Genomic DNA, 15,344 nt, shown 5'->3' with positions numbered 1-15,344 from the left:
CTTTAGGTAACGCTGGGCGTAAGGAATTACGGGATCAGACTTATCAGACGATGAGCCGTAACCGCAGTGATCTTGCAGGCCGTGGAGTCACCGCAGGTGAGGAAGTATACGCCATGCCCACCGTCAGCGAAGTGGGTTTTGGTGTGGAACTGCACTGCGTTCGCGAAGGCGGTAAGCTGCGAGTCAAAGTCATATCTGAAGGCTACGACGGGACCAAGAATATTCAGTTTCCTCGAGCTATTCGGGCTGAGGGAGCGCGTTATGTCGTCGAAGGACTAGAACTATCCAGCGATCTCAGCTTTTATCGAGTCAAAGGTGACATCACTCGCTTCACTAAACCGGGTGAAGTGGATATCTTTGTGGCGGCTCGCTCCTCCAGACCTGCAAGTACAGGTAAAGCTTCGACTGGGCCTGCAAGTGCAGCGGATCTCTCCACCACCGATGCGGTCGGCAATGGTGTGCTAGTGCAATGTGTCAAAGAGGGCAGTAAACTCCGCGCTAGAGTGGTCTCCGATGCCTATGAACCAGATTGGAATATGCGCTTCCCTCGCTCCATCCGGGAGGAGGGGATGCTGTATGTCGTGGATGAGGTGAAGACAGCACCTGATGGCAAGTCCTATATCGCCTGTGGGGAAATCAAGCGGTTTGTGCAACCAGCTCTAGCTTCCTAGATTGGTGCTGCTGTGCATCACCTACCAGCCGTTAATTGAGCCGCAGTTAAGCCTCAATCAACGGCTGGTAGTCGTCTGGATTATCAAAGCCTGCAATCCAAGCGGCGGCTTGATGGCAGCTCCGCATATCAGGCGGAACGCGCAGGATATGAATGTGCCCTGTAGAAGGACAAGTGACCCTTAAGACCATGAGCGGTTCGTCATCTTCAAAAGCGACGCAGATGAGTTGGCGATCGCCTCCGGTATCTGTGTCAGCATCGCGGATCACCCCTCCCACTTGCTGTAAAAACCGCTCATATCCCAATCGCTCAATCAGCACCCGACGTAACTCAGCATTCTCGGTGTTGAGGATATCTTGCCCTGTCATCAACTGTGGCTCAAAGGCAAGGCGATCGCTGACCTGCACGCCACGCCAGCGTAAAACAAAACCATGTCCTTTGGGTAAGCGAGTGATCCCACTTCCCGCCAACTCAATCCAATGAGTTACATGCAGCCCTGAAGGGAGCGTTGTGAGGTTGACACAATCACTGATATCCAAGCTCTCACAAGTTAAATTCTCAGGCAGTGAGTAGAGGCTGGGTTCTCCACGCAAATCTAGAGGTCCCAGAACCTTGAGGCCATCCCCAGCTCGATGCTCCAAAATTAGCTTGCGAGCGCGATCGCTCGATACCGGTTCATTGGGGCTGAGGCTTGGCTTGGCTGATTTTCTCGGCACCCGCCCGTTTGACAGCAGATAGCGCATTAGTCCATGACCTCTACATAAGCATCAGGTCGGTATTCCCGCTGTCGCCAAACTCGATAAACCCCTTGAGGTAGTTCAATGGCCTGATGCTCTTCATGAACCAAAGTGGCATTGGATTCCTTAACTTCCAGAAACAGATGATGACCCTGCACCCATAACTGAACGGCATTGGCCTCTTGTAGGCGATGGCTGTGTCCCGTCAGTTCACCCTCTGCTAGAGCCGCTCCTTCCCGCTTTTGGGTCCCAATCGGTAAGCTAGCAATTCGCCTGATTAACACATCACCGTGTCTATACAAAACACCGATTTGATTCGCATGAGGGCTGTTGTGGTTATGCAGCATTTTGGGGTGATGGGTCAGTTGAGAGCCAAACTTGTGAATGAGTATGGGTGAGTGATGCGTAGTTCAACGACTAGTCGCTGCTTGACGGGGAGGTTTCCCATCTCTCAGTTATGAACTGCAAGATGCACTAGTGATGCAGCGAACAGGAGAAAAATGATGTTTCAATCTTAGCCGATACCCCCAAATCATTTGGAGCTAATCAATCGCTAAAGAATGAGTTGAGGAAGCAATCAATTAGTTCAACGGGAGTGAGTCTTGTAAGTTCAGGGTTGAATGTTTCTGCAGGGGACTATGTATCTGGACTAGGCTTGTTGCGGTTCACCGATGTCACAGAGCCACAGAACAATGAGTCGGACAAAGGCAATCACGACTTAACACTGCTCTTCCAAGGTCATAAATGATGAAGCTGAGAAGCTGGGACGATCGCGTAGCGGTACAGATGAAGTGCCATTGGGGTTCGCTGTAACGTGAGCAAGAATTTCAGTAGTAGAGCGATCGCCCCGCTGGGTGGATGGAGGAGCGATCGCTTTTTTGTAACTAATTAGAACGGGCAACCATCCTCAGGACTCCAGGTTTCATTGATTTTCCAGCAAGCATCAAAGTGGTTGCGGATGATGCGAGTAATGAAGGCAAAGCGATCGTTGTTAGTTACTAGATCCACGAGTCGTTCATTACCTTGACAATCTTCGAGTTGGATGATCAACCGGATGGGCTGTTTCGTGAGTGGACGGTCTTGATCTATCACCGACAGATAGGTGTAGCCATCTACTAAGGAGAGGCTGTCGATGCGTGCTGGAGCAATAGAACGAACTTGATCCTCTAAATAGGTTTCAAGTTCTAGTTGAGCTGTTGCTTGGATGTGCCCAGAACCACGTTCTTCTTCAGCAAAAACAGGCGCGATTGACTCGACGCGATCGGGTGCATATACCATAGTGGTTAAGACCTTTAACTTAAGGGTTGGACTTGAGGGAGGGCGATTGCTTGGTTTGGCGACTGTGGCGATCGCTCTCTCTTTGTGTTTGTGGCTATTTCAGCTTCCTCAGTACTTCAGCTAAGTTACATACCAAGGGCAAGACTTTACTTTGCTCGCTTGTGCTTCCATACCTTAAATATTAGTTTGGTGTGCACACCTTGTCAATACTCTGTCAGTAAAGTATGCTTACTATATCGACAAGGTAAATATGGAGTGCAAAAATCATGGCAGTAGCTCTAGAAAAGCCAGTGCCGACCAAGAACCCGCGTGTAGTCGTCTATTTGAACGAGACACTTAAAGCAAAATTAGAAAAACTTGCTGCAAAGCGTAATCGCTCAGTTAGCAATCTTCTGGAAACATTGGTCAAGGAAGAAGTTGACAGGGCTGAGAGAGAGGGCGAGATCGATGCTTAAAAGCCCCTTTCGAGTTGCAGGCGTTTATAAAATTACATGCCAAGCAACAGGCGATACCTATGTAGGAGCATCGAACAATATCGGGGTGAGGTTTCGAGAAATACTATCCTGTACACCTAATAGAAAATTCCGAGAGCTGCGAAGTAGACATCCAAAAGACTGCTTCACCATAGAAGTGCTGCAAAAGTGCAGGCTAACAGAAGAGTTCAATGACACCGAGCGGTTCTGGATTCAGAAGCTAAAGCCTACCCTCAATGTCAATAGCGGTGGAAGCAGGCATTTCTATGGAACAACAATTCAGTTTGGACAAATAAAGAAGGCGTTGAACCCAAAAAACTCAGAACTCTGCTTCTAGCTTCTGGCTTGATGCTCAACCCAGTAACCCAATTACCCTCTTACCCAACAACCCCTGTTTCAGCTTCCCAAATTCCCCGCTTACTAAATTGGTTGATTTGGTTTCGCATGAAGTGAATGCATTTAGATTGAAAGCTTGAAGCGATCGCTCGGCCTAGGAAACTTTGCGATCGCCTCTGTACTCCACCTCCAGCTATTAACCAAGGTGAAGCCATGAATATCCTATCCGACTCCGTGTTAGTAGGGTCTGAATCTGCACGAGACAGTCACTTAGTGCAACTCAATCATGACTGTGCTACTGAAATCTTAAGCAAAGTCAAGTTGCTCTGCTTTTCTGTCTGGCGGGGAGTAGGGCTTGCAACTACAAACCCAGGAGCAGAGTTCCATGAGGCATTATCAGATACTGCTTGCTCAGCCGTCAAAGTTAAATTTCATCGACTCTGCCCAGTCGTAACAGCAGGAGGCTTTACCGTTGAAGTCCTCATCTCGCAAGGCAAATCCATAAGGAATGACACTTCCTCCCCCTCCGCCCAAGCAGCGATAGAAGCAGACATGCACTTCATTAACAACTGGCTCTCTGGCTTCGTTACTAGTTTGATATGCGGTGCACTTTACGAGCAAGGCCATATTGACCAGAAGGAATATCGCTGCCTCAGCGATGCGATCGGGGAGGCTGTCTAATGCCAAAGCTTCATCAGAATCAGAAATCAGAAATTCCTATGCTCCCCCTCCCCGCAGAGTTGCCTGTGCCTCAGTATCAGTTTGGGCAGGTAGTGCAATGGCCTGGGTTCCACGGCTGTGTGCACTGGGGTATCATCCGAGGCTTACAGTACTGGAGCCCTCGCATGTCCGCTGAAATTGCTCACAGCTTGGAGTGGGTGGGCTGGTCCTATTTAGTTGAAGTGGACCCAGACAGTTGCAAGAGCGCTGGGATCGAAGATGTATGGGAGCAGGACCTAAAGCTGCGAGAGGTGCAACCACAATGAGCACCGCTACCCTTAACCTGACATACCTCAAGCTCTGCAAAGAATACGTCCAGATCACCCAGCGCAACTACTGCGCCGCTAAAATCCTCGCCATCATCGAAGGTTGGCAGCAGTGGAAGGCCAAGCACAAGCTCGATGATTGGGTGAGGCTGACCCTAGAGCAAATCCGAGAGCACCTGTTTGAGGAGTACAGCATTGAAACCATCCGCCAAGCTCTAGCTAAGCTAACGAACAAACTGCACCTGCTCAAGCGGCGCAACAACCCAAAAGCGAAATACGATCGCGCCTACCAGTACCAACTCAACCGGGAGGCCATTGAACAAGCCTTAGCCCAGAAACAGGCTAAAACCCTTGCTCCGTCTCATTTCACAAATCTAGGAGATGATGACCTTGATTCTAGGAGGTCATCTCCAAGTTCAGAGGTCATCAACTCCCAAACGAGTGGTGATCATATAGAAATAGATTCCACTTTAGACACCTCAATAGACACCACAACAACGGAGCCACCCACCCTCCCTGTTGTTGTAGGGGTAGAAGGATCTGAAGATTCCAAGCCAGTAAGCGCACCCCTTCCTGTTAAGCCTCAACCTGTTCTAAAAGCGTCTGGGCTAGAAGCGGAACAGGTTGTAGAGGACGACTCTTCCGCCGCTGCTCAAGCCGCAACTTTTGAAAAAATTGCACAAGCCGGATTTCCGCTCACCTCGCCTTTGAAGGCTGAAGTTTTAGCAGCCCCGCTTGAAGTGGTGAGTGATGCTTTGGCTGCTGCCATTGAGTATCGAGACAGGCATGAAGTGAGGAATCCGATCGGCTTGCTCAGGGATGCGATCGGTCAGTGCTGGAAACTGGGAGCCAGTGAACACCCCAAAGCAGTTAAAGCAGCAGAACCAGGCTTCAAAGAATGGTTCGACTTAGCTCATAGGCTGAGGCTGGTTACAGCTAGCCAATTGATTGAAGGAGAGCAATACATTCTGACCAATGACGACGAGTGGGAGCCTTGGGGTTTCTTAGCGGCTGCATTTCCGATCGCACGTTTAAGGCAGATGCTGGTTTAGATGGATTTAAGTGGAGGTTATAGATCAACCAAGTCCTTGAAGCCTAAGAAAGCAACTTCTCTTTTCTGTTAAGCCTTTAACTTCAGTGAGAGGCAGATTGCTAGCAGGGTAACTTCTTTGGAAGGGGTACTATCCAGAAAAATTGCTCTGCTAAGTACTCTATCTTGGAGTCACGCGACCATCACTTATAAAGTTCTTTAAATAGAAATTGCGGAGCACTAACGTCAATCATGGATGTACGCGAGGCACTTGAGAGTCTGCGAGAAATAATTGCTAAAGTTATCGCGGATCTAGAAACTGGAGAAACCCTTCATCAGGTCCGAGAGGCGCTTGGGCTACCTGATATAGAAACAGAGTCACTAGGTAAATACAAGTACTTACGCAAGGTAACAGCGACAGCGAGTGATCAAATCCTCATCTGTGCAGCAAAACAAATGATGAACGCTTATCCTGGTGAGCGTAAAAAGCCTCAGGCATCTGATGTCCAAAGTATTCAAGATGCTCTTTGGTGGATAGAGAGCAAAGGCATTCAACGAATTTCTAAGGTCACTCGCTATCAAATTTCAGAGAGCCTAGAAGGTGTTCGCTTCTGGGGAAGATTCTCTTTAAGAGAGTTCTTTGCTCCCATTCTCCCTACTGAAGCAAGCAACTCTTACTTCACTTCTGTCAATCCGGGGAATGATGGCTACCTGTCTGAAGGACAATTTCCGCCTTCACGGATCACAGTCTTAGATTATTTACGTCAGATTGGGCTCGAAAATTGGCCAGACCAACGATTTTCTCAAGTGATTGAACGTCTAGTTCATCCTGAAGTTCAATCAGCTGATATTCAAAAGCAACTCGTCACGCAGTTCAATGTAATACTGCAACGGGAAGGTTTTGAGCTTCACGAGAATGGTGTACAAGGGGGATTGCCTGTGTACAAAGTCGGTAGAAGCAGCGCAGGAGTTACTGGGCTTCCTAAGTACATTATTTTTGCATCTACTGGACCAAAGCCTGACATCGTAATCGATGATGTCCTAAATATGGATATTCGTGTTGTTCGATACGCTGAGCAGTGCTTAGTATATGACCAACCTCCTCCTAATAGCGATCTAACATGGCAAATGCTCGTGCAATGGTGGAGGACAAAAGCTGAAAATAGTGATGATGCAGACCTAAGAAGCCAGCTAGGAAAACGCCTCCAAGCTTCGCTCCAATCGGAACCCGAACGCCTTCTATTTGCTACCTATTTCAGAGAATTCAAGCACAGGTTTGGCGATCGCTTACCAGCTCTATTACCACAAGTTTATCTTCACTATGATCCGCGAAGCCGGAGTGAACGTGGTGAGCCTGTGCTTGCCCGTCAGCGCATGGATTTTCTAATGCTTCTTCGCAACGCTGTTCGAATCGTTATTGAAATTGATGGTGTTCAACACTACTCAGTTCAAGGTGGCCGTGCTTCACCACAGCGCTATGCGGAGATGGTTGCAGAAGATCGACGCATTAGAGCCCTTGGATATGAGGTATATCGCTTTGGGGGCGCAGAATTTGTAAATCCAGAGAGCGCAAATGAAACCATTGCCGCGTTCTTTGAGGACTTATTTACCCGTCATGGGATTCGTCCAGATTTAGAAAATTAGATTGCTTAACGCTTGAAACTGAAAACTTTTCTGGCAAGCCTCAAACAGGAATAAAAGTCTTTTTAGTTTATTCTTTCGTAACTTCCCATGACAGCAGTTTCAAAATCACAGTAGAAATCTTCAGTTCTTTCAGTGAAGCAAAGCTCACCCTTTGTATCTCGATCGGTCCAATATTGGCCTTATACGAATTGATTACCTCTATTGCGGTGATCCTCTCTGCAATTGCTTCTGGCGCTTCAGCAGGAGCGCTCGTCCCTCAAATACAGAATGAGCGATCGCCCTACCAAACACTCAGCTCAAAATCAGAAATTTTCTGAATCTCAGAGCTTGGCCTAGGTTCTGCGTCACGGATCGATCACCTGCTTTCACTTCACCACTGCGATCGCCCCTCCAGTCTCTCTAGCTTTTCCCCAATTGGGGAACGCAACCTCATCACTGAACTGCTGCTCATCGCTGCCAGTTGTCCAGAATTCGGGCATCTTCTTGGCCTAGGTCTGGGGTGAAGAAGCGATCGCCACACGTCCCAAATTGGGACAACTGACTAATGAGGATGAGTGGGAGTCTTGGGGTTTCTTGGCTGCTGCTTTTCCTACAGCGCGATTAAGGCAGATGCTGGCTTAATAATTGGTCTAGCTTTGGTAACTACAACATTGTTTAACGGCTTTATCAGGAAAGTCTTGGTTCAACATAGCAACTAAAATCACTGGAATAACCATCATCAAAAATTAGTAGAAAGGCTCATCATCACGAGTAATATGGCTTTCCAGTTGCCTATTAATTGCATTAAAGATAGTTTCGAATCTTTGTAACGTATCGTCTGTAACGATAGTGTCTGGCTCAGAGACCATTTTGTTTAGAAGAAGGCGCGTTGGACGGGTCTTGTAAAATGTAATTCCTAAATCCTGAAGGGCTGCTTCTGTACGCTTCGCGATTCGTGGAATATTCCCATTCAATTTAAGGGTTTTACCCTGAAGTTCTTTTGCGTAGCTTTCACGCACTAAGGACTCATAAACGGCGGGATCTAGCAAATCTTCTATATCTGCTTCGTTTGGTGGAGTTGGATTAAACGCCTCAGACACAAAAATGACATTCTTCTCACGAATAAGCTTTGCTTTGACCAGTTCATTCTTGGTGTTTTTTACATCTTTTTCCTCGTCGAGAAGTACAAGTACATTCAATCGCTCTGAGGTTAAAAGAGCAACCATATATGTCACCTTTTGTGCACCACCAGCAGGTGTAAGGGTCAATCCCTTGTGCAGTGATATTCGACCTAAGTCCCCAAGATATTCAGAAATTGCTGAAATTATCCAATAATCAGTCACGCCTTCGACGACAAGATTATTGGGTCCTATGAATAGGCTTTGTGCAAGATCATAGCCAAGGGCTGCTTGGAGAGGAAAGAGAGTGTGTGTATCACCAGTTGGGTCGTTGGATACTGTTGTGCCCGTCTCCTCAGTAATATTTACCGTACGAACGGAATCAAGTTTATGTGTAGACACCATGAACGGCGAATGTGTGGTGTAGATAACTTGATTTTGAAAGTCTGTTTCAAGGTGTCTAAGCAGATCGGATTGGGATTTTGCATGAAGATATAGACCAGGTTCATCAAGAAGGAGAATTGCATTTGCAGCTTCACCCCCGTCTGTATCAGCTGAGAAGGTGATGTAGAAAGAAAAGAACCACTTAAATCCGCGACTACGCTCATTGAGGTTCACTTCCACGTCAAAGGTTGCGTTGGGATCTGAAATAAAAGTACTTAGATGGTCAGCATCAAGATTGAATCGAACCTTAAGAGGTCTATCCTTCCATAAACGCTTTATTTCTTTAGTAACCAAGGCGCTTGCACGGTTCGCGAGTTGGTTTCGTTTTTCATGCTCATTTCTTCTAAAAAGGTCCTGCAAATCGCTAGGCTGAAGACCTGCTACTTTGCAAAGTTTCTCAAAGTTTTGATCTGCTGGTGTTAAAGATGAATTACCTTTTTTACTCAAATAGTCAGCAATATTCTGATGTCCATTCAGCTCAGGATATTCATCAAGGTAAATAAACTTAGGCATCCTTGATACTACCCATTCTCGCGCTTCCTGTTGAGCTTCTTTGTCACCCGAAATTGAATCTGCAAGCTCTTCTAAGCTAATAATATGTTTATCTTGATTTTCAGAAAGCTCAACCTTAGCTGTAACAAGAGCTATTCGGAGTCCCTCGAGAGCAGAAATAGCTTTTTTTGACCAAGTTATTTGATCGGTTGTAAAAGAAATATTTTTTTCAAACTGAGTAGTAGCTTCTTCAAGTTGTGACTTATGGGGCTCTTCAAGTTGAGCTGCTGAGGCTTTAACTGCTGGTACAATCTTTCGAATTCCCCCTTGGATCGTATTTCTATCAAATGTAAGCGGTTCCAAGCCTTCAAGTACTACCCAGCGCTGCTTTTCATAATATCTACCAATTCTTACCATCGTCACATCTTTTGCACGAGGCAAAATTTCTGTTAGCTCGCGTTTCTCTTTTTCGGTTAACTTCCAGAGTGTGGATACGACTTCTGTTTCACCGTTACATTCTTCTAATCGTCGATCACGAGGGAAATCCTTAATTGGTTTTAGCTCCTCAAAACCTTGGGCAGGATTTAAGCTTTTCAGAGCAAGCAGTAAATTCGACTTACCACTCTCATTGCGACCAAGTAGCGCTGTTACCTGTGATACGCCTATGGGACCGCTATCATTGATTGAGCGGAAATTCTTAACTGTAAATTCTTGTAATTGCATACTCTACATCAACCGTGTTTTCTTGAATCGGTAGAGCGATCGCCTTGTTCCTTGAGCATCCCTTCAATTAGCTGCAAGGCCATTGGTGACGGTTGAGTCCGGTTATTCTCCCAACGGTTCACGGTCTGGAAAGATACACCCAGCTTGGCTGCAAATTTTTCCTGAGACAGCTTCAGCTGCTGCCTCAATTCACGGATGATGTGACCGATTTGGGGTTGTTCGGCTGTGAGCATGGGACTAGACCTGGGCAGTGGAACCGAGAGTTTAAGCTACGGAACGGGCAATATAACTTCTGTTATAGCTTGTGTTCCCTCCAGTCAGCAGAGACACGCGAGATTCACAAGTTTCACCCTTGAGCAGTCGGCTCAAAATTAGTAATAGAACCGTGCTAATTGATCCCCTAGAGCTACCCTCCGTCCCACTGAGCGAACTCAAAAAACTTCCTGCGTGCTCAGCTATTTACTTTGCGATCGATGCTAAAGGTCGCCCCTTATACGTCGGGCAAGCCAGCAATCTTCTGAGCCGATGGAGAAACCATCACCGTGTCTACCAATTAACAGAAGAAGATAAAAAGTGCCCGGTCAGAATTGCTTGGAAAGCATGGAATCCAGAAGGTTTAGCTGAAGCAGAGAAAATTCTCATTCAACGCTTTCAGCCTTTATTCAACGGGACCGAGGTGAAGTCGCCTGCCATCATCCCCTCGGAGTCGGTCTTAAGAGATTTTTTGAAAGCATTCTCTCGACGGCTCGTTATTCTTGGATTTGAGCCTAAAACAAGTGAAACACTCCCGAGTATTCATCTGAAGTACGACTGGACCGATTGCTCAGCGAAGGGAACAGCGGCCAAGATCAAAAGCTTTATTCAAGAAATTAAAGACAAAAATACTAGTCTCAAAATTAAGCGCAAGCCTTATGGACGGCTCATAGATGCAGAGGTGTTTCGACCAGGGAGCAGGGCACACAGAGCAAACGCCCGTCAAAATCGCTCTTACAACAATCATTGGTACATGGGGTGTAACGGAGCGATCGTGCACATCACACCAACTGATGAGTATCGAGATATGAAAGATGTATCAGTTGTTAGAGAACTAGCCGGAATTAAACTGAAAGCTATTCCCGCTCAAGTATTGGTACAGATGCAAAGCAATCCATATGCCTCTGACTCTTCAGGGTTATCTTGCTTCGGGCGCGATCTCATTCCACTACTTTGGACCCGGAGTTAAATTGCTTGCAATGAGTTAAAGGTAGGTTAGTTGCTGATAGAGCGTCGCCGTCCCCTCTGTGCTCCTCCGACTTGCCACCAAACCCGATCGCCCTACCCTAACCACCACTCAGCTCAAAATCGGAAATTTTCTGAATATCAAAGCTCGGCTAGGTTTTGCGTCACCAGTGCGATCGCCCCTCTAACTTTTCCCCAATTGGGGAATCCAGCCACTTCAGTGAACTGCTAAGCGATCGCGCCAGTTGTCCAGAATTTGCACATCTTCTGGGGCTAGGTCTGGGGTGAAGGAGCGCGCCACACGTCCCAAATTGGGACAACTGACTAACGAGGATGAGTCGAAGTCTTGGGGCTTTTTGTCTGCTGCTGAGCGATCGCCTGACTAAAGCAGATGGCAGGATAGGAGCGCTAGAAGAGCTAATGCCACAACAAACATGTGGCTTGATAGCGATCTTTCAATTGCTTCTTTAGATTCTCCAGCCCACCATAGTGGCTAGCATGAGCAGCGGTTGCCTTAGCATATAAACACTCGTCTTCACGGTATTTCGTAACGGCTAAAGAACCCACTGGAGTATCAAGCTGCTCTAGGCTTTCGACAGTTTTTGCTTGGGGTGGTGAGGTAATAGTAGGTGTAGCTGGAGCTTCAGGCTCTGAGCTGGCAAGGTTAATCTGTAACCAACTTTGCATGCTTTGCCACCATATTGGCTGCGGATCACGGCTATCTATGTAGGCTACTGCGATAGTAGCTGCTGACAAGGCAAGAAAAGCGGCGTATTTTATTGCCTGCGAGGGTTTTGGCTTCACAACTACGATTGCTTTAGTTTGGTTATCGAGTAGTTTTCCCAAAAAAATTATGGTTTAACCGAAAATAAGGCTTGCTCTGTGTGGTCACAACTTTCAAAAGGAGAAATTCACTTTGGATGCCGAGAATAACGACAAGATAATCCCTGTCAATTCATTAATGGACACTATTTGCAACTCAGATTTAACTGCTATTTCAAGCGATATTGCAGAAGCTTTACTAGATCAATCTCTGCAAGAGGGAATTGTGCACGATGTGCCCATACTAGGGAGTCTGATCAATATCCTTAAAGTAGGTCGGACCATTCAAGACCGCATATTTCTGAAAAAAGTTTTACAATTTCTCCATCAGTTGCAAGATGTACCGCCAGACAAGAGATTGCGCTTTAGCGAACAAATTGCAAATGACCCGAAATTCCGAGAGCGCATAGGAAGCAACCTTATTCTCTGGATTCAGCGTCTGGACGATATGGAGAAGCCAAATCTACTAGGGCGTATCTTTAAGGCCTACATTGATGGAGGCATTGATTACCCCACTTATGAAAAGCTAGCCCTAGCTGTCGATAGGGTTAAAATACAAAGCCTTAATGGATTAGCAGAATTCTATGGTAAATACGACGGCACTACTTACGATTCTTTGTCAGAGTCAAAACATAATCTGCCAAATGATGTCATCCAAGATTTAATTGTTAGTGGCTTGATCGACATTCGCTTTATGCCAAGTATCCTTACTACTTCACCTAATTTTGATAGCGGCGTAACTCGTATTGGCAAGCTTTTTGTTGAGATTGCACTAGAAAGTCCATGACAAATTAATTAACTCTTAATGCTGATTGAAAAAGTAGGCAGAACGCGATCGCCCCTTCGCCTTCCTCACTACCCCATCTCAACTTTTGAATTGGCCCCTTTTAACTTAAACCCCACCTGCACAGCGTTAAAGCTCAAAAAGCCCAATTCAAACCAATTCAAAAATCCGATCGCCCTCTCTACCGACGATCCCAGCACCTAACCCACTTACAAAAACCACCCCAACCGGCACTAAAAACGGCACCTCAAGGGATCTTCATGGGGACATAAGGGCACCTTAGCTCTAAGGCGATCGCACAACTAAGGGGGCAAAAACTTGGTAGCGCGATCGCCCCTTCCTTTTCCCCAATTGGGGAACGCAATCAAGTGAGTACCCCTGCCAGTTGTCCAAGGTTCAAACATCTTTTTGTGGAGGTCTGGGTGAAGAGCGATCGCTGCTGCACCTCATCCAAGCGATCAGGACGGCTGGGTAAGAACTTGTTATCTCAAGGTGAATTCGCGATCGCCTGTGGAGTTGTTAAAAATTGCGCCCCGCTGTTGTAAATCAAGTTTTTCGGCTTCGGTGAGTCCTATACCTTCACCAAATCGGGCGTTTTCTACGATCGCTCCACTTAGGTTGGCTGCCTTGCGATTGGTGATACGAGTGCGGGCACGGTGGAGGATGGGGGTGAGCTCGAGGGCACGGTCGCGTGCGAGGTCAAGGTCACGGGTGAGGTCGAAAAGGCGGGCGCGGTCACGGGCGCGGGTGAGAAGGCGGTAGAAAAGGTGGCCGCGGTCGAGTTCACTGGTGAGGTCACGGGCGAGTTCACTGGCGCGGTCGAGTTCACTGATGAGGTCACGGGCGAGTTCACTGGCGCGGTCGAGTTCACTGGTGAGGTCAAGGTTACGGGCGAGTTCACGGGCACTGGCGCGGGCACTGGCGAGTTCACGGGCGAGCTCGGAAAGGCGGGCGAGTTCACGGGCGCGAACGCGGGCACTGGCGAGCTCGGAAAAGTGGGCGATGGCAAGGTCGAGGATGCGGTCGAGGGTGCGGTCGAGGTCGCGGGCGCTGACGCGGGCGCGGTCACGGCTATCACTGAAGTCAGCCCCCCTAAGGTCAGCATCACCGAGGTCAGCTCCCCTAAGGTCAGCATCACCGAGGTCAGCCCCCCTTAGGTCAGCATCACCGAGGTTAGCTCCACTGAGGTCAGCATCACCGAGGTTAGCTACCCTGAGGTTAGCTCCCCCGAGGTTAGCATCACTGAGGTCAGCATCACCGAGGTTAGCTCCCCTGAGGTTAGCATCACCGAGGTTAGCTCCCCCGAGGTCAGCATCACTGAGGTCAGCATCACCGAGGTCAGCTCCCCTGAGGTCAGCATCACCGAGGTCAGCTCCACTGAGGTCAGCCTCACTGAGGTTAGCCCCTCTGAGGTCAGCCTCACTGAGGTCAGTATCACTTAACTGCCGCTGCGGAGCTGAATGACTAATAATCTCTTGAACTACATACCACTTCTTATCAGAGCTATTCTCCTCAACCGCTTTCAGAAAGCCTTGGCTCAAAATCTGGATATCTTCAACTGGCAAACCATCAATCTCTGTCAATTCTCCTGAATTCAATCGATCAATCAGCCTTGCGGCATCTTCTGGAGAGCCTTGGAGCTTAATTCTGATGCTGCCTGCCTTAATATCTGTAATCGTGATTGTGCTTCCCGACAATCTTCTAAAAATCGTTTCAAGTGTCTTTTGAACTTGATCATCAATAGAGGCGATATCACCCTTTAAAACAATCTCGAATTGAACTTCTCCGTTTTCCCGATTAGCAATGGTGATGTGACGCGCAGCGGTCAGGTTCATAGTCATAGGCTGACTCGCGATCGCTTCGACCACATCTAACTCCACTTCTTTTCCAGGGGCTTCTGACGCAAATTGAGCCACAAGGGGTTCTAATTCTGCGATACTCCTCCAGTCTTCGATCTTCAATGCCTCACAAATTCTCTTAAAAGTATCAAGTTGAATGGGCTGTCGATTGAAGAACTTATCGACAGTGCTCTTGCCTATCAACTGAGCCTTTGCAAAATTACTTTTGGACTCGAATCCCAGCCTTAGTAAAGACTTCTCTGCGCGATCGATGCCTACAGGCAAGGCCGTAACCGTCACTCTTCTGCGCTTGGCTGGAGGCATCATCGTCAAACAAGTTGCTTCATCAGTAATCTTAAACCAACCAAAACTAAAACATCAGGCAACTATTGAAAGAGAACGCTCATACGTCAAGCTAAAAAGGGGTTTAGCAGAACCATTGCCTGGAGAGACTTTGAGGGTTTTTGAGTGACCATGAAAGCGTAAACCTAAATCCCTCAATACCTCGCATGAACAACCTTATTCCTTCATCTAAAAATCAGACTCTAATAGAAGATGCCATTATCCAAGAACGATTACGCCAAGCTAAGTATTCTTTCAATCTGGCCCTAATTGCCACTGCAATTTCTGCTTGCGTAGGTTTAGTAGGGTTTGGATTTCTGCTCTCTAGCAAGTTTTCCGAAGGCACCGTAACGACTGCGGGTGGATTGGTTTCGAGCGCTTGCTGTGTTCGTTTTGCCAAAGATGCGAATGATCGGCTGGACAAAATTTT

The 15,344-nt window shown here is 47.4% G+C and carries 20 protein-coding genes and 1 pseudogene; 12 read left to right on the top strand and 9 right to left on the bottom strand.

Annotated elements, in window-relative coordinates; genetic code table 11:
- Positions 1-671: pseudogene (locus tag NDA01_RS28860) on the top strand (hypothetical protein); the annotation flags it as partial.
- Positions 672-717: 46 nt separating this feature from the next.
- On the opposite strand, the gene NDA01_RS28855 reads toward NDA01_RS28860, so the two are convergent.
- From NDA01_RS28855 to NDA01_RS28840, 4 genes are all read right to left on the bottom strand, one after another.
- The gene (locus tag NDA01_RS28855; RefSeq protein WP_348230733.1) at positions 718-1,413 is read right to left on the bottom strand and encodes a DUF6745 domain-containing protein; all 696 of its coding nucleotides are present in this window, start codon (positions 1,411-1,413) and stop codon (positions 718-720) included.
- Positions 1,413-1,754, bottom strand: coding sequence for a hypothetical protein (locus NDA01_RS28850; protein ID WP_348230732.1), 342 nt, complete (start codon positions 1,752-1,754; stop codon positions 1,413-1,415). The genes NDA01_RS28855 and NDA01_RS28850 overlap by 1 nt, the downstream gene beginning before the upstream one ends.
- A 371-nt stretch (positions 1,755-2,125) precedes the next feature.
- Complete coding sequence (locus NDA01_RS28845; protein ID WP_348230731.1) at positions 2,126-2,308, bottom strand: hypothetical protein; 183 nt, start codon at positions 2,306-2,308, stop codon at positions 2,126-2,128.
- Positions 2,296-2,685 carry a hypothetical protein gene (locus NDA01_RS28840; protein ID WP_348230730.1) on the bottom strand — a complete coding sequence of 130 codons (390 nt, stop codon included), beginning with the start codon at positions 2,683-2,685 and terminating at the stop codon, positions 2,296-2,298. The genes NDA01_RS28845 and NDA01_RS28840 overlap by 13 nt, the downstream gene beginning before the upstream one ends.
- A 266-nt stretch (positions 2,686-2,951) precedes the next feature.
- Here NDA01_RS28840 and NDA01_RS28835 point away from each other — a divergent pair, with 266 nt between their 5' ends.
- Positions 2,952-3,140 (top strand): ribbon-helix-helix domain-containing protein, encoded by a 189-nt coding sequence (locus tag NDA01_RS28835; protein WP_348230729.1) that lies wholly within the window; start codon positions 2,952-2,954, stop codon positions 3,138-3,140.
- A complete protein-coding gene (locus tag NDA01_RS32120) occupies positions 3,133-3,495 on the top strand; it encodes a GIY-YIG nuclease family protein (protein ID WP_431193563.1) in 363 nt (120 codons plus the stop codon). Before NDA01_RS28835 ends, NDA01_RS32120 begins: the two co-directional genes overlap by 8 nt.
- A 40-nt stretch (positions 3,496-3,535) precedes the next feature.
- On the opposite strand, the gene NDA01_RS28830 is transcribed toward NDA01_RS32120, so the two are convergent.
- Positions 3,536-3,709: a hypothetical protein gene (locus NDA01_RS28830; protein WP_348230728.1), complete on the bottom strand. Its 174-nt coding sequence runs from the start codon at positions 3,707-3,709 to the stop codon at positions 3,536-3,538.
- Between NDA01_RS28830 and NDA01_RS28825 the strand changes: the two genes are divergently transcribed.
- The 4 genes from NDA01_RS28825 (at position 3,708) to NDA01_RS28810 (ending at position 7,154) form a co-directional block, all read left to right on the top strand.
- Positions 3,708-4,175, top strand: coding sequence for a hypothetical protein (locus NDA01_RS28825; RefSeq protein ID WP_348230727.1), 468 nt, complete (start codon positions 3,708-3,710; stop codon positions 4,173-4,175). The genes NDA01_RS28830 and NDA01_RS28825 overlap by 2 nt on opposite strands.
- Positions 4,175-4,480: a hypothetical protein gene (locus NDA01_RS28820; protein ID WP_348230726.1), complete on the top strand. Its 306-nt coding sequence runs from the start codon at positions 4,175-4,177 to the stop codon at positions 4,478-4,480. The genes NDA01_RS28825 and NDA01_RS28820 overlap by 1 nt, the downstream gene beginning before the upstream one ends.
- A complete protein-coding gene (locus NDA01_RS28815) occupies positions 4,477-5,532 on the top strand; it encodes a hypothetical protein (protein ID WP_348230725.1) in 1,056 nt (351 codons plus the stop codon). The genes NDA01_RS28820 and NDA01_RS28815 overlap by 4 nt, the downstream gene beginning before the upstream one ends.
- A 230-nt stretch (positions 5,533-5,762) precedes the next feature.
- A complete protein-coding gene (locus NDA01_RS28810) occupies positions 5,763-7,154 on the top strand; it encodes an AbiJ-related protein (protein WP_190552688.1) in 1,392 nt (463 codons plus the stop codon).
- Positions 7,155-7,879: 725 nt separating this feature from the next.
- Here the strand turns inward: NDA01_RS28810 and NDA01_RS28805 are convergent.
- Positions 7,880-9,910 carry an AAA family ATPase gene (locus NDA01_RS28805; RefSeq protein ID WP_348230724.1) on the bottom strand — a complete coding sequence of 677 codons (2,031 nt, stop codon included), beginning with the start codon at positions 9,908-9,910 and terminating at the stop codon, positions 7,880-7,882.
- Between the two features lie 8 nt (positions 9,911-9,918).
- Positions 9,919-10,143 carry a helix-turn-helix domain-containing protein gene (locus NDA01_RS28800; protein WP_190552686.1) on the bottom strand — a complete coding sequence of 75 codons (225 nt, stop codon included), beginning with the start codon at positions 10,141-10,143 and terminating at the stop codon, positions 9,919-9,921.
- Positions 10,144-10,295: 152 nt separating this feature from the next.
- On the opposite strand from NDA01_RS28800, the gene NDA01_RS28795 reads away from it, so the two are divergent.
- Both NDA01_RS28795 and NDA01_RS28790 read left to right on the top strand, forming a co-directional pair.
- Entirely contained in the window at positions 10,296-11,132 is an 837-nt protein-coding gene (locus NDA01_RS28795) for a GIY-YIG nuclease family protein (protein ID WP_348230723.1), read from the top strand.
- Positions 11,133-11,190: 58 nt separating this feature from the next.
- Positions 11,191-11,316 carry a hypothetical protein gene (locus tag NDA01_RS28790; protein ID WP_348230722.1) on the top strand — a complete coding sequence of 42 codons (126 nt, stop codon included), beginning with the start codon at positions 11,191-11,193 and terminating at the stop codon, positions 11,314-11,316.
- Between the two features lie 229 nt (positions 11,317-11,545).
- On the opposite strand, the gene NDA01_RS28785 is transcribed toward NDA01_RS28790, so the two are convergent.
- Positions 11,546-11,815, bottom strand: a complete 270-nt coding sequence (locus NDA01_RS28785) for a hypothetical protein (RefSeq protein WP_348230721.1) — start codon at positions 11,813-11,815, stop codon at positions 11,546-11,548.
- Between the two features lie 229 nt (positions 11,816-12,044).
- Here NDA01_RS28785 and NDA01_RS28780 point away from each other — a divergent pair, with 229 nt between their 5' ends.
- Together NDA01_RS28780 and NDA01_RS28775 are read left to right on the top strand one after the other, a co-directional pair.
- Complete coding sequence (locus NDA01_RS28780) at positions 12,045-12,737, top strand: hypothetical protein (RefSeq protein WP_348230720.1); 693 nt, start codon at positions 12,045-12,047, stop codon at positions 12,735-12,737.
- A gap of 18 nt (positions 12,738-12,755) precedes the next feature.
- Positions 12,756-12,938: a hypothetical protein gene (locus NDA01_RS28775; protein ID WP_348230719.1), complete on the top strand. Its 183-nt coding sequence runs from the start codon at positions 12,756-12,758 to the stop codon at positions 12,936-12,938.
- Between the two features lie 278 nt (positions 12,939-13,216).
- Here the strand turns inward: NDA01_RS28775 and NDA01_RS28770 are convergent, their stop codons facing one another.
- Positions 13,217-14,899 (bottom strand): pentapeptide repeat-containing protein, encoded by a 1,683-nt coding sequence (locus NDA01_RS28770; RefSeq protein WP_348230718.1) that lies wholly within the window; start codon positions 14,897-14,899, stop codon positions 13,217-13,219.
- Between the two features lie 182 nt (positions 14,900-15,081).
- Here NDA01_RS28770 and NDA01_RS28765 point away from each other — a divergent pair.
- On the top strand, positions 15,082-15,344 hold a 263-nt coding region (locus tag NDA01_RS28765; protein ID WP_348230717.1), incomplete at its 3' end, for a TRADD-N-associated membrane domain-containing protein.

The sequence above is a fragment of the Trichocoleus desertorum AS-A10 genome (genome assembly GCF_039962155.1).
Classification (GTDB): Bacteria; Cyanobacteriota; Cyanobacteriia; order FACHB-46; family FACHB-46; genus Trichocoleus.
The sequence above is the reverse complement of the archived record's forward strand: the minus strand, read 5'-3'. Positions and strand labels throughout refer to the sequence as shown.

What these genes read in the sequence shown, in the direction of transcription:
- NDA01_RS28855 (WP_348230733.1), bottom strand. Translation starts at nt 1,413, where the DNA reads ATGCGCTATCTGCTGTCAAACGGGCGGGTGCCGAGAAAATCAGCCAAG.
- NDA01_RS28850 (WP_348230732.1), bottom strand. Translation starts at nt 1,754, where the DNA reads ATGCTGCATAACCACAACAGCCCTCATGCGAATCAAATCGGTGTTTTG.
- NDA01_RS28840 (WP_348230730.1), bottom strand. Translation starts at nt 2,685, where the DNA reads ATGGTATATGCACCCGATCGCGTCGAGTCAATCGCGCCTGTTTTTGCT.
- NDA01_RS28835 (WP_348230729.1), top strand. Translation starts at nt 2,952, where the DNA reads ATGGCAGTAGCTCTAGAAAAGCCAGTGCCGACCAAGAACCCGCGTGTA.
- NDA01_RS32120 (WP_431193563.1), top strand. Translation starts at nt 3,133, where the DNA reads ATGCTTAAAAGCCCCTTTCGAGTTGCAGGCGTTTATAAAATTACATGC.
- NDA01_RS28825 (WP_348230727.1), top strand. Translation starts at nt 3,708, where the DNA reads ATGAATATCCTATCCGACTCCGTGTTAGTAGGGTCTGAATCTGCACGA.
- NDA01_RS28830 (WP_348230728.1), bottom strand. Translation starts at nt 3,709, where the DNA reads ATGGCTTCACCTTGGTTAATAGCTGGAGGTGGAGTACAGAGGCGATCG.
- NDA01_RS28820 (WP_348230726.1), top strand. Translation starts at nt 4,175, where the DNA reads ATGCCAAAGCTTCATCAGAATCAGAAATCAGAAATTCCTATGCTCCCC.
- NDA01_RS28815 (WP_348230725.1), top strand. Translation starts at nt 4,477, where the DNA reads ATGAGCACCGCTACCCTTAACCTGACATACCTCAAGCTCTGCAAAGAA.
- NDA01_RS28810 (WP_190552688.1), top strand. Translation starts at nt 5,763, where the DNA reads ATGGATGTACGCGAGGCACTTGAGAGTCTGCGAGAAATAATTGCTAAA.
- NDA01_RS28805 (WP_348230724.1), bottom strand. Translation starts at nt 9,910, where the DNA reads ATGCAATTACAAGAATTTACAGTTAAGAATTTCCGCTCAATCAATGAT.
- NDA01_RS28800 (WP_190552686.1), bottom strand. Translation starts at nt 10,143, where the DNA reads ATGCTCACAGCCGAACAACCCCAAATCGGTCACATCATCCGTGAATTG.
- NDA01_RS28785 (WP_348230721.1), bottom strand. Translation starts at nt 11,815, where the DNA reads ATGCAAAGTTGGTTACAGATTAACCTTGCCAGCTCAGAGCCTGAAGCT.
- NDA01_RS28775 (WP_348230719.1), top strand. Translation starts at nt 12,756, where the DNA reads ATGCTGATTGAAAAAGTAGGCAGAACGCGATCGCCCCTTCGCCTTCCT.
- NDA01_RS28770 (WP_348230718.1), bottom strand. Translation starts at nt 14,899, where the DNA reads ATGATGCCTCCAGCCAAGCGCAGAAGAGTGACGGTTACGGCCTTGCCT.